The 13,096-nt window shown below is 33.0% G+C and carries 9 protein-coding genes; 5 read left to right on the forward strand and 4 right to left on the reverse strand.

From position 1 onward, the window contains the following. Positions 1-111: 111 nt before the first annotated feature. Together J1D01_RS02000 and J1D01_RS02005 are read right to left on the reverse strand one after the other, a co-directional pair. Positions 112-909 carry a hypothetical protein gene (locus J1D01_RS02000; RefSeq protein ID WP_421149646.1) on the reverse strand — a complete coding sequence of 266 codons (798 nt, stop codon included), beginning with the start codon at positions 907-909 and terminating at the stop codon, positions 112-114. A gap of 159 nt (positions 910-1,068) precedes the next feature. Beyond that, positions 1,069-1,896, reverse strand: a complete 828-nt coding sequence (locus J1D01_RS02005; protein ID WP_421149647.1) for a trypsin-like peptidase domain-containing protein — start codon at positions 1,894-1,896, stop codon at positions 1,069-1,071. Between the two features lie 562 nt (positions 1,897-2,458). On the opposite strand from J1D01_RS02005, the gene J1D01_RS02010 reads away from it, so the two are divergent. Then, positions 2,459-5,515, forward strand: coding sequence for a choice-of-anchor I domain-containing protein (locus J1D01_RS02010; protein ID WP_421149648.1), 3,057 nt, complete (start codon positions 2,459-2,461; stop codon positions 5,513-5,515). A gap of 52 nt (positions 5,516-5,567) precedes the next feature. On the opposite strand, the gene J1D01_RS02015 is transcribed toward J1D01_RS02010, so the two are convergent. After that, the gene (locus J1D01_RS02015) at positions 5,568-6,392 is read right to left on the reverse strand and encodes a universal stress protein (protein ID WP_372938170.1); all 825 of its coding nucleotides are present in this window, start codon (positions 6,390-6,392) and stop codon (positions 5,568-5,570) included. A gap of 136 nt (positions 6,393-6,528) precedes the next feature. On the opposite strand from J1D01_RS02015, the gene rimP reads away from it, so the two are divergent. Genes rimP through infB form a run of 3 tightly spaced genes read left to right on the forward strand, consistent with a single transcriptional unit; the run spans position 6,529 to position 11,017 of the window. Beyond that, positions 6,529-6,990 (forward strand): ribosome assembly cofactor RimP, encoded by a 462-nt coding sequence (gene rimP / locus J1D01_RS02020; protein WP_372938171.1) that lies wholly within the window; start codon positions 6,529-6,531, stop codon positions 6,988-6,990. A 13-nt stretch (positions 6,991-7,003) separates the two neighbouring features. Then, complete coding sequence (nusA, locus tag J1D01_RS02025; RefSeq protein ID WP_372938172.1) at positions 7,004-8,236, forward strand: transcription termination factor NusA; 1,233 nt, start codon at positions 7,004-7,006, stop codon at positions 8,234-8,236. A gap of 30 nt (positions 8,237-8,266) precedes the next feature. After that, on the forward strand, positions 8,267-11,017 hold the full coding sequence (gene infB / locus J1D01_RS02030) for a translation initiation factor IF-2 (protein ID WP_421149649.1): 2,751 nt from the start codon (positions 8,267-8,269) through the stop codon (positions 11,015-11,017). Positions 11,018-11,170: 153 nt separating this feature from the next. Here the strand turns inward: infB and J1D01_RS02035 are convergent, their stop codons facing one another. Further along, a complete protein-coding gene (locus J1D01_RS02035) occupies positions 11,171-11,569 on the reverse strand; it encodes an SPOR domain-containing protein (RefSeq protein ID WP_421149650.1) in 399 nt (132 codons plus the stop codon). Between the two features lie 212 nt (positions 11,570-11,781). Here J1D01_RS02035 and J1D01_RS02040 point away from each other — a divergent pair, with 212 nt between their 5' ends. Next, positions 11,782-13,077: a cytochrome c3 family protein gene (locus tag J1D01_RS02040; protein ID WP_421149798.1), complete on the forward strand. Its 1,296-nt coding sequence runs from the start codon at positions 11,782-11,784 to the stop codon at positions 13,075-13,077. Positions 13,078-13,096 lie beyond the last annotated feature (19 nt).

Consider the following 13,096-nt stretch of genomic DNA (forward strand, 5'->3'; position numbering starts at 1 on the left):
AAAAAAGACAAGTCTATAAAAACAGAAACCGCCTCTAAAGACAGTTTCTAATTATAATTTTAAGATAAATTATGGGCTTGTGCAACGGTTACCGGTGTTGCTCATAGGCTTTTATTGGTTAATATCATTAAAATCATCTACAAAACTTAATGGATATTCAGCAAGCTTATGAAATTCAGCCCTATATTTTTTATCTGTTATAAATTTTGGAATATCTAACATTAAATGAGATGTCTTTTCTAGAACAAACTTTTCGAAATGATTCCAATTCATTTCCCATTCAGAACCTTGTCCAACTCCTTCAAGAAAATTACTTTGGTCATCTAGATAATACATTTTATCTCCTCCGAATCTATATGTATAAAACATTAATGATTTTCTAAAATTGTTTAAGTTTTCAAGGTATTTTTTGTCTTTATAATTTTTTTCTGTAAAAAAACGACAAAACGACCACCACCTTGAATAGTAAGGAATATGGTTAGAGTAATGTTCTTTGTTTATAGTTAAATAGTCACAACCATTTTCATTATCTGATCTCAGTGAGAAGTTTGGATGGATTAATTCCTTTTGTTCTTCTAATATTGTTTCTTCATTGGGTAATTTTCCTTCGTAATAAATCCAGTAGTCTGGATTATAGAACAATTCATTTCCAAACTTACTATGGAGTTCTTTTAGTTGGAAACTATCGTCAATAAGCCTAAACGTTTTAAAATCTTTGTGCTTTACAATTTTACCTATGATAACAAGTTCATCTTCTTTTTCTTTTCCTAATAATTTAAAATGTTCTTTTAGTCCGAAATATCCATATTCAATATTTATATCAATGCGAGATATAATATCTTCTGCAAGTTCTTTTACACTTTCAGTATTCAGTTTATGATTTCCTATTGGTGAGATATCCCTTCCCATTTCAGTTTTTCTAGTTTATGCCCAACGGTTTTGTATATGATACGTTGCGTGTATAAGTCACTAATTTAGCAAATAAAAACCGAATAGAATATTCCGCAGGAATATTCGTAAGTAGGCTTGAACTAGCAATGAATTATATACCTTGTTGGTAACCGTTTTTTATTTTTTTTGAAATTCAATATCACTTTTTAAATTTCCTTTTATAATTTCTAAAATCACTTTTTCTTTCCAAACAATACCAAGTTGAGCTTGTAATTCACCTTTTCCAATACGTCCTGAATAAATACCTAGAAAGCCTCTAATTCTTCCAATCAGAGAGTCGTTGTTAAGTTGACCATTTGGTCCAGCTTTGTGAATTCCAATTCTCTGGTAAATAACTGGTGAACCTGACAAACCTGGTCTTGTAGCTGTATCGATTAACAGTTTCGGTAATTGGTCTTCATTTACAGATGGCTCGGTTGCAATACTTGCTTTTTTCCATATAGGCAAGCCTAAATATCTGAAATCTTCAAATGGATATCCAATTACAAAACATTCATCGCCAACTTCTGGTGGGATATCGTCATCAAAATCAGCTTTATTAATTGAAGAATAGACATATTTATCTTCTTTGTCAATCTCAACTGCTACAACATCTACTTTTTCTTTATGTTCTGGATGAATTAACCATTTAGGTTTTGTCATTTCATTATCATTATACAGCTTAATTGTGTTTAATTCTGCGTGTCCACTTTTTTCTTTTAATCTTAAATACGTAATAAAAATGTCAGGAATTCCAGCGTGAGATTTTGACAAAGGTTCTTTTGTAATTGGGTTTCGTCCTGTTACGTTATGCCAATTTGTAATTAAAAAAGTCCTCTCATTATACTCATAGAAAAAAGAACTGCCAGTAGAAAATATTGTGCCAGTTTCCTCAAAACCAATTGCAACCTGTTGGGTTACTAATGAAAGGTAATCTGGTTTAATTATATTAAGTTTCTTTGTCATTTCAAATGGTTACCAACTAGTTTATATAAAGAACTTTCCGCACAATAAACCACCAATTAGGTTGGCTATGCGGAAATAAGCTTGGTTTTTGTGCGTTGTTATTGTTTTAAATTTTGTAGTACACGAGCTACAAGGTATAGCTTTTTTTAAAACTATCAAACAAATAATAATCCTAAAATGCCTGTACAGGCATTTTAGGATTAAGAAAAAGAGTTGTATAATTATATCAGGATTTATTTATTAACCTGTATAGCTATTTTAGGACGAGTCACACTCACCATTCACTTCTCACCACTCACTATTCACTTCTCACTCCTATAGATACCCTATAGATACCCTATGGATACCCTATGGATATCCTATGCTTTACCTATGAATAAAATTATTGAATTTTTAATTGGTTTAAAATTTGCGCCTTAATATTAACTTTAATAACGTAACATTTAAGTTACAATTTAATAAGGTTAGCTTGCTTGTTTTTACATTATAATAAAGTTGGGTTAATAGTTTAAGTATTTGATATCATTTAATTTATCAATTAATTAATCCAACTTAAAATCAAATGAAAAAAATTACTTTTTTGGCTAGTTTAATACTAGCTGTAACCACAACATGTTTCAGTCAAGATCCGCTTCAGCATTTAGCAAGTTATTTTACAAATACTGAAGGTTCTGCAGAAACGGTAGCCTATGATGCAGTAAATCAGCAAGCATTTTTTACCAACTCATCTACCAACTCTGTTACTATTGTAGATATTAGTTCGCCTAATTCACCTGTTTTAGTTAAAACGGTTGATTTATCATCATACGGAGCAGGGCCAAACTCAATCGCTATTCATGGAAGTGTTGTAGCTGTAGCTGTAGAAGATGCTGTAAAGCAAAACAACGGAAAAGTTGTGTTTTTCGATTTAAACGGTGTATATCAAAACCAAATTACAGCCGGTGCTTTACCAGATATGCTAACCTTTACACCAGATGGTACTAAAGTTATTGTGGCTAATGAAGGAGAGCCGTCAGATGATTATTTAACAGATCCAGAAGGTTCAATTACAGTAATTGATTTAAGTGCCGGAGTTATGTCGGCCTCTGCAACTGCAATTAATTTTAATGACTATGATGATAAAAAAGAATCATTAAAAAACAAAGGCATTCGTATTTTTGGTAACAATGGTGCGGCTACAGTATCTCAAGATTTAGAACCAGAATATATCACGGTTTTAGAAGATGGCACAAAAGCTTATGTTAGTTGTCAAGAAAACAACGCACTTGCGGTGGTAGATTTAACAACAAATACCATTTTAGATATTCTTCCGTTAGGATATAAAAATCATTTATTAGGAACACCAACAGTAACTAGTTATATTGTAAATGAATTAGAAGAAAACTGGCCAGCATTAGGAACACCAGTTTATGATGGCGGACAACCAACCGTTATGCTTGGTGGTTTTTCAGGGCTTTTTTATGATGAAGCAAATTCTACAGCAACAGATTATGTATTTTACGCCATACCAGATAGAGGGCCTAACGATGCTACAACAAGTGGAGCTTCGGTAACACCGGCTGCATCTCAAAATTTACGTCCGTTTAAATTACCAAATTATCAAGGTAGAATTGCCAAATTCACTTTAAATAAAACAACTGGCGATATAACTTTAAACCAACAAATTTTATTAACCAGAAAAGATGGAACCACACCAATTACGGGTAAAGGAAATATTCCTGGAATTGATGAGGTTCCTGTAACTTATACCGATGCAGCAACGGCTTATGCTAACGCCGACTATGTTGGTGCAGATTCTGAAGAATACCACGCTTTACCTTACGATGAATACGGTGGAGATTTTGAAGGTATTTTAATTGATAAAGATGGTTATTTCTGGATGTGTGATGAGTACAGACCAGCAATCTATAAGTTTCAGGCTAACGGAACTTTGGTAGAGCGTTATGTGCCATCAGGAACATCGTTACTTGGAGACACACCACAACCAGAGGGAACCTACGGAGCCGAAACCCTGCCAGAAGTGTATTCGTTACGTCGTGCTAATCGTGGCTTTGAAGCCATTGCTTATAACGAGGCAAGTCATGTTATTTATGCATTTATTCAATCGCCTATCGAAAATCCTTCGAATGCAGTTAGAAATAATTCTGATGTGATTAGAATTTTAGGAATCAATGCAGATACTGGCGTGCCTGTTTCAGAATATGTTTATCTTTTAGAGAGAAACAAAGATGCTGGTTATGCGTCTTCTAGAGTTGATAAAATTGGAGATGCTGTTTATACGGGTAACGGTAAATTTTTAGTTATTGAAAGAGATTCTGAGGGTCCAGATGCCGAATACGGTAAAAAATACGTTTTCGAAATAGATATTAACTACGCTACAAACGTTTTAAATTATGCGCTTTCTGTTTCTAAAGAACTAGAAGAAATGAGTGCCGATGAAATTTTAGCAGAAGGCATTATAGTTTCGCACAAAAATAAAGTGGTAAACTTACCTTCAATAGGTTATAAATCTTCTGATAAAGCAGAAGGTATTGCGTTATTACCAAACAATGAAATTGCCATAATAAATGATAACGATTTTGGTTTAGCTGGAGCAGGAATTACAGATAACAGTGTGTTAGGTATTATTTCTTTTGCTAACGATTATGGTTTTGATGCTTCAAATGAAGACGGAAAAATTGATATTAAATCACATCCAACCTTAGGTATTTATATGCCAGATGCTATTGCATCATATAATGTAAATGGCTTAAACTATATTGTTACTGCAAATGAAGGAGATTCTAGAGATTACGATGGGTATTCTGAAGAAGATCGGGTTAAAGATTTAACTTTAAACACCGCTGCTGGTTATTATCCAGATGCTACAACACTTCAAGAAGATGAAAATTTAGGAAGGTTAAAAACAACCTATGCTGATGGTGATTATAATAATGATGGAACTTACGAGCAAATTTACTCATATGGTGCGCGTTCGTTTTCAATTTTCGACCAATACGGTAATATCGTTTTTGATAGTGCCGATCAATTTGGGCAAACTATTGCTGTAGAAGAGCCTACTTTATTTAATCAAGATGAAGAAGAATTTGATGGAAGATCTGATGATAAAGGTGGTGAACCAGAAGCAATAGCACTAGGAACTATTGATGGTAAAACCTATGCATTTATTGGTTTAGAAAGACAAAGTTCTATTTTAATGTATGATATTACTAATCCTAAAGATGTAGAGTTTATTACCTATTATAAACACAATAGTACAATAGGAGATGTTGCTCCAGAAATTATTAAGTTTATTCCAGCTTCACAGAGTCCTAACTCTAAAAATTTACTTTTAGTAGGTTGTGAAGTAAGTGGTTCTTTAGCAATTATTCAGGTAGATGATACTGTGTTAAGTGTTAGCGAAGTTGTTACTAAAAATGATTTTAAAATGTATCCTAATCCAATTATAGATACTACTTTAAAGTTTAACAAAACGCTTTCTGGAGTTGTTTATAACTTAAGTGGTCAAGAAGTAAAAACCTTTAACAATAAAACAGCTATAGATGTTTCTCAATTAGCGGCTGGTGTATATATTTTAAAAACTAAAACACATGGAGTTAAACGTTTTCTAAAACTATAATATTTTCTAAAAAAAAAACAATACTAAACCCAATCTTTTTAGATTGGGTTTTTTAAATTTTAAAAGTTATCACAGGTCGTCTGGCATGATTTATCAAATCTTCACTAATACTACCGTTAAAAAAATGAGAAATACCTTGTCTGCCATGGGTGCTCATGCCAATTAAGTCGGCTTCTATAGATTGCGAAAAATTCATAACACCGTTTTCAATAGTAGTGTCATTATAAATATGAATAGAGCAATAATTAGGGGTTACAGCATCTAAAAAACCTTGAATACGTTCTTTTGCTTCGGCAGTTGTAACAAATTTATTAGCAGTAACTACCATTAGTAAATGAATTTCGGTTTCAAAAAGTTCGGCAAATTTTAATGCTTTTAAAAAAGGTACTTTAGATTCTTCTTTAAAGTCTGATGCAAATACAAAATGCTCTACATTAAAAGCTTTATGCTCTTTTTTAATTACAAGAACAGGTACTTCAGAGGTTCTAACAACTTTTTCGGTATTACTTCCAATTAAAAGTTCTTTAAACCCGCTTGCCCCATGAGATCCCATTACTACTAAATCAATTTCAAACTTTTTACAAGCTTTATAAACACCTTTAAAAATTTCATGAAAATCTACAGCTTCATGCACAATTAAATCTTTTAAATAGTCTTTTTCTAAAAGAGATTCAAATTTCTTTTGAGCTAATTTCATAAAATAAACAGCCTCTGGTAAATCACTATAATAGCTTATGGGGTCTACTTTTTGTAATGGCATTTCTAGCATGTGTAGCAAATAAATTTCACAATTAAATTTTCTTGCTAATTGAGCAGCAACTTTTAAGGCGTTTTCAGACTGACTAGAAAAATCTGTTGGAACAAGTATTTTTTTCATAATAAACAGAAGGTGAAGGTGTATCTAAATTTATGAATTAATACTTTAAAAATCAATAAAATTGTATATATTTGCAGCGTTGAAAGGCAAAAAAAGATAATGAGGGGACGGAAAGTCCCCTCTTTTTATACTAAAAATGTTTAAAACTACGGTTGAAAATTTATTAGAGGCTGCTTTAAAAGACAGACCAGATTTATTTCTTATAGATTTTTCTATTCAAGGAGATAACCAAATTAAAGTGGTGATAGATGGTGATAATGGAGTTTTAGTAGAAGACTGCATTTTTATTAGTAGAGCCATAGAGCATAACTTAGATAGAGAAGAACAAGATTTTTCTTTAGATGTAATGTCTGCTGGAGCCACATCGCCTTTAGTAAATAAACGCCAATATAAAAGGCATTTAAATAGAGCGCTTAAAGTAAAAACGGAGTCTGATAAGTTTGAAGGAATACTTGCAAAAGCAACAGATGATAGTATTACTTTACAGTGGAAAGTTAGAGAACCTAAACCAGTTGGTAAAGGCAAAGTAACTGTAGTAAAAGAAGCGAATATCGCTTATAAAGATATTGTAGAAGCAAAAGTTATGATTAAATTTTAATTCAAAAAGAGTTATGGAAAATGTCGCGTTAATTGAATCTTTTTCAGAATTCAAAGACGATAAGCTAATTGACAGAGTAACGTTAATGGCCATTTTAGAAGATGTGTTTAGAAGCGCTTTAAAAAAGAAATATGGCGATGATGATAATTTTGATATTATTGTAAACCCAGATAAAGGAGATTTAGAAATTTGGAGAAATAGAGTAGTGGTTGCCGATGGTGAAGTTGAAGATGAAAACCAAGAAATTTCATTAACTGAAGCTAGAAAAATTGAACCAGATTTTGAAGTAGGCGAAGACGTATCAGAAGAAGTTAAATTAGTAGACTTAGGAAGAAGAGCCATTTTAGCGTTACGCCAAAACCTTATTTCTAAAATTCATGAGCATGACAATACCATCATCTACAAGCAATTTAAAGATTTAATAGGAGAAATATATACGGCAGAAGTTCATCATATTCGTCACAGAGCAGTAATTTTGCTAGACGATGAAGGCAACGAAATTGTATTGCCAAAAGACAAACAAATACCATCAGATTTCTTTAGAAAAGGAGATAATGTAAGAGGAGTTATAGATTCTGTAGAGCTTAAAGGTGCAAAACCAACTATTTTAATGTCTAGAAGCTCGCCCGTATTTTTAGAAAAATTATTTGAACAAGAAATACCAGAAGTTTTTGATGGATTAATTACTATAAAAAATGTGGTAAGAATACCAGGAGAAAAAGCAAAAGTAGCGGTAGATTCTTATGATGATAGAATAGATCCTGTAGGAGCCTGTGTAGGTATGAAGGGGTCAAGAATTCATGGTATAGTACGTGAATTAGGAAATGAAAATATTGATGTAATTAATTACACAAACAATTTACAATTATACATTACCAGAGCTTTAAGTCCAGCAAGAGTTACTTCAATAAAAATTGATGAAGAAAACAAACGAGCTGAAGTTATTTTAAAACCAGAAGAGGTTAGTAAAGCTATTGGTAGAGGAGGTCACAACATTCGTTTAGCAGGTCAATTAACTGGTTATGAGATTGATGTATTTAGAGAAGGTGCAGAAGAAGATGTAGAATTAAGCGAATTCTCTGATGAAATAGAAGAATGGATTATCCTTGAATTTAAGAAAGCCGGTTTAGATACAGCTAAAAGCGTTTTAGAACAAGATGTGCGCGATTTAGTTAAACGAACCGATCTAGAAGAGGAAACAATTAACGATGTTATTAGAATTCTAAAAGAAGAATTTGAAGAATAACCATATATTTGAGTATTTTAAAGGCAGTTTATGGCTGAAACAATAAGATTAAATAAAGTATTACGCGAACTTAACATTTCTTTAGATCGTGCTGTAGAATTTTTAGATTCTAAAGGCATAGAAATAGAGAAGCGTCCAACAACAAAAATATCTGTAGAGGTTTACAAGGTTCTTTCAGATGAGTTTGAAACAGACGCTAATAAAAAAGTTGCGTCCAAAGAAGTTAGTGAAGCAAAGCAAAAAGAAAAAGACTTGTTGCGCGAGCAGCGAGAGCGAGAACTTGAAGCAAAGCAAAAAATAGAAGTCAAAAAAGAAGAAATTGTTAAGGCTTCTACAACGCTTTCAGGTCCAAAAACTGTTGGAAAAATAGATCTTTCGCCTAAAAAGGCTAAGATTAAAAAAGAAGAACCTGTTAAAAAAGAAAAAGAACCTGTCAAAAAAGAGCCGGTTAAAGAAGAAGAACCAAAAGTTGTGGAGTCTGCTCCAAAACCAGTGGTTGAAGAAAAGAAACCAGCACCAAAAAAAGAAGAACCTAAAAAAGTTGAGCCAAAGAAAGTAGAGGCCCCTAAACAAGAAGCAAAACCTGCAGAAGAAACTATTTCAGGTGGTAAGGTTAAAACCAAATACCAAAAACTTTCTGGCCCTAAAATTGCTGGTGATAAAATAGATTTATCGCAATTTAATAAACCAAAGAAAAAGAAAGAGGATAAAAAACCAGATGCTAAGGCTGGAGATGCTTCAAAGAAAAAGCGTCGAAGAATTAGTAAAGTTGGTGGTCCACAAACTGGAGGCAACAACAGAGGTGGAAATAACAGAAATGACCGTTTTAAAGGTAAGCAAAGTGGCGGAAGACGCAACATTGTTAAAGAAGAACCAAGTGAAGAAGATGTAAAAAAACAAGTGCGTGAAACACTTGAAAAACTTCAAGGAAAATCTTCAAAAGGTAAAGGTGCTAAATACCGTAGAGAAAAAAGAGAACAGCACAGAGACCAAACCGAAAAAGAACTACAAGCCGAAGCAGCAGAAAGCAAAATACTTAAAGTAACAGAATTTGTTACAGCAAGTGAAGTTGCAACTATGATGGACGTTAGTGTTACTCAAATTATTTCGGCGTGTATGTCGCTGGGTATGATGGTAACTATGAATCAGCGTTTAGATGCTGAAACCCTATCTATTGTTGCAGAAGAATTTGGTTACCAAGTAGAATTTGTAACAGCAGATATAGAAGAAGCTATTGAAGAGGTTGAAGATAAACCTGAAGATTTAGAACCAAGAGCACCTATTGTTACCGTTATGGGGCATGTAGACCATGGTAAAACATCGCTTCTAGATTATATTAGAAAAGAAAATGTAATTGCAGGAGAGTCTGGTGGTATAACACAGCATATTGGTGCTTATGGTGTAAAATTGGAGAACGGACAAAGAATTGCATTCTTAGATACCCCTGGTCACGAGGCCTTTACAGCAATGCGTGCACGTGGAGCTCAAGTTACAGATATTGCAATTATTGTGGCAGCAGCAGATGACGATATTATGCCGCAAACTAAAGAGGCTATTTCTCATGCACAAGCAGCAGGTGTGCCTATTGTATTTGCAATTAATAAAATAGATTTACCAAACGCTAATCCAGATAAAATTAAAGAAGGATTAGCCAATATGAATTTATTGGTTGAAGATTGGGGAGGTAAAATACAGTCTCATGATATTTCTGCAAAAGTAGGTACAGGAGTAAATGAATTGCTAGAAAAAGTATTACTAGAAGCAGAATTACTTGAGTTAAAAGCTAATCCAAATAAACCAGCTTTAGGTACAGTGGTAGAAGCATTTCTAGATAAAGGTCGTGGATATGTTTCAACAATATTAGTACAAGCGGGTACTTTAAGAGTTGGAGACTATGTGTTGGCCGGTCAGCATAGTGGTAAAGTAAAAGCTATGCATGATGAAAGAGGTAATAATGTTAAAGAAGCAGGCCCTTCAACACCAGTATCTATTTTAGGTTTAGATGGTGCACCCCAAGCGGGTGATAAATTTAATGTGTTTGAAGATGAACGTGAAGCAAAATCTATTGCAACTAAGCGTTCACAGTTACAAAGAGAACAATCAGTTAGAACGCAACGTCATATTACATTAGATGAAATTGGAAGACGTATTGCATTAGGAGACTTTAAAGAACTTAACATCATTCTTAAAGGAGATGTTGATGGTTCTGTAGAAGCTTTAACAGATTCATTCCAGAAATTATCAACGGAAGAAATTCAAGTTAACATTTTACACAAAGGTGTTGGTGCCATTACAGAAAGTGATGTGTTATTAGCATCTGCATCAGATGCCATTATTATAGGTTTTAATGTAAGACCAATGGGTAATGCACGGGCTATAGCAGATAAAGAAGAAATTGATATCAGAACATATTCTATTATTTATGATGCTATCAATGATTTGAAAGATGCTATGGAAGGTATGTTGTCACCTGAATTCAAGGAAGAAATTACCGGTACAGCAGAAATTAGAGAAACATTTAAAATTTCTAAAATAGGAACCATTGCCGGTTGTATGGTAACTAATGGTAAGATTTTTAGAAATTCTGGAGTGCGCCTAATTAGAGAAGGTGTTGTAATTTTTACAGGAGAACTAGCGTCACTTAAAAGATTTAAAGATGATGTAAAAGAAGTTTCAAAAGGCTACGATTGTGGTATGCAGGTGAAGAATTACAACGATATTAAAGAAGGTGATATTATTGAAGCCTTCCAAGAGGTAGCTGTTAAGAAAAAATTGAAGTAATAAAGCTACTTCAACTTTTATAAATCTTAGATTAATAAAAAATACTGAAATAAGTTCAGTAATAACAATAAATAAAAAAGCGAACCAATTTTGGTTCGCTTTTTTATTTATTCATTTCAAGCAAGTTCCGTTTTGTTTATTAAGATGTAAAGCTTAGTTATTTTCTTTTTTCGGTTTAAAAATAAAAGCGCTAGGGAATTTTCGTTTAATTCTTTTTAAAGCCCTATCGGCTTCTAATCGAGTTCTAAAATTACCAGCCCAAATTTTAAAGTTTGGAGATTCATATTCTATTCTAGAACTCCAATCTGCAAAAGATTCATGAAATTCTTTTTGAGCTGCCTTAGCTCCCGTTCTGTTGCCATTATAAATTTGAATTTTATATCTATCAGAACTGTTTTCGCTTTTATTTAGTTGTTTTTTTACCTCTAACAACTTTGTAATATTGTCATCTTGATTAATAAAAACTTGCCCTTGTTGAGAGAAACTATTTAATGTAGTACCAAACAAACAAATCACAATCAATGTTTTAAACTTTAAATTCAAATTCATCATTTTTAATTATTTCTACAAATGTATACGATATAAACTAAAAAATAGTTGATTTAATTATTTAGAATCCCTCTAAATTACCAATTAACACTTCTGTAACATTTCTAAAATCGACTTTTAATATTACTTTTGCCAGAGATTTTAAAAGTATGACATTTGTCATGTTTTACATGAAAAAATCATACCAAAGATTAGAAGTTAATTTAACCAATAATATGAAACAGGTGATTCACCGTAGATTAGGCGAAAACATTCTCCGTTTTAGCTTAGTAATTTTATTAGCGTTTACAACCTCGCTTTCCGCACAGGACGGAGATCCAGCAAAAGGAAAATCATTGTTTAATACCAATTGTGCAGCTTGTCATCACTTAGATAAGAAAATGACAGGGCCTGCATTACGTCATGTAGAACAACGTTTATCAGACGAACAGGGCTTAGATAGAGATTGGATATATGCATGGATTCGTAACAGTTCAGCGGTAATTAAGTCTGGAGATGCCTATGCTAATGAGGTGTTTAATGAATTTGGAGGTGCGGCTATGACTCCGTTCCCTCAGTTGTCTGATGAAGATATTAATAATATTCTTGCATATACAGCTCAAGAAAAACAAGAGCCAGCAGCAACTTCTGCAAATGTAGCGACATCAGAAAGCACATCGACTAATTCAGGAGGAATATCAAATGAGTTAATTTTAGGTGCTTTAGCTATATTATTTATTTTGTTAGCGGCTGGTTTGTATTTGGTAAACAAAACACTACGCAGATTTGCTGAAGTTCAAAATATTGATTTGCCTGAAGCAACAGGAAGAAAACCTCTTTGGAAAGCTTTTGTTCAAAATCAATTCTTAATGCTAGTTGTGGCTATATTCTTTTTGTTAGCTAGTGCTTACTTTGTTTATGGTTATTTAATGCAAATAGGAGTAGATCAAGGATATCAACCTGTACAGCCTATTCATTTCTCGCATAAAATACATGCAGGAGATAATGGTATAGACTGTAAGTATTGTCACTCTTCGGCAAGAGTAAGTAAAACATCAGGTATTCCTTCCTTAAATGTTTGTATGAACTGTCATAAGACTATTTCAGATTACAACGGAGAGGTTACTGCAGAACATTCAAAAGAATTTTACGATGGTGAAATTCAAAAGCTTTATGATGCTGTAGGATGGGATGTTTCTGAACAAAAATATACTGGTGAGTCAAAACCAGTAAAATGGGTAAGAATACATAACCTACCAGACTTTGTGTATTTTAACCACTCACAACACGTGTCTGTTGGTGGTCAAGAGTGTCAAACTTGTCACGGGCCAGTAGAAGAAATGGAAGTATTATATCAACATGCGCCATTAACTATGGGGTGGTGTGTTGAGTGTCATAGAACTACCAATGTTAAAGTTGAAGATAACGCATATTATGAAAAAATTCATGAGGAGTTGTCTAAGAAGTACGGTGTAGAAAAATTAACAGTTGCCGAAATGGGTGGACTGGAATGTGGTAAGTGTCATTATTAATCTAGTAAGAAGTAATTCA

This window comes from Seonamhaeicola sp. NFXS20 (assembly GCF_049132085.1).
Lineage (GTDB): Bacteria > Bacteroidota > Bacteroidia > Flavobacteriales > Flavobacteriaceae > Seonamhaeicola.

Coding starts and splice junctions, on each gene's coding strand:
- J1D01_RS02000 (WP_421149646.1), bottom strand. CDS start 909: ATGGGAAGGGATATCTCACCAATAGGAAATCATAAACTGAATACTGAA.
- J1D01_RS02015 (WP_372938170.1), bottom strand. CDS start 6,392: ATGAAAAAAATACTTGTTCCAACAGATTTTTCTAGTCAGTCTGAAAAC.
- rimP (WP_372938171.1), top strand. CDS start 6,529: ATGTTTAAAACTACGGTTGAAAATTTATTAGAGGCTGCTTTAAAAGAC.
- J1D01_RS02035 (WP_421149650.1), bottom strand. CDS start 11,569: ATGATGAATTTGAATTTAAAGTTTAAAACATTGATTGTGATTTGTTTG.
- J1D01_RS02010 (WP_421149648.1), top strand. CDS start 2,459: ATGAAAAAAATTACTTTTTTGGCTAGTTTAATACTAGCTGTAACCACA.
- nusA (WP_372938172.1), top strand. CDS start 7,004: ATGGAAAATGTCGCGTTAATTGAATCTTTTTCAGAATTCAAAGACGAT.
- J1D01_RS02005 (WP_421149647.1), bottom strand. CDS start 1,896: ATGACAAAGAAACTTAATATAATTAAACCAGATTACCTTTCATTAGTA.
- J1D01_RS02040 (WP_421149798.1), top strand. CDS start 11,782: ATGAAACAGGTGATTCACCGTAGATTAGGCGAAAACATTCTCCGTTTT.
- infB (WP_421149649.1), top strand. CDS start 8,267: ATGGCTGAAACAATAAGATTAAATAAAGTATTACGCGAACTTAACATT.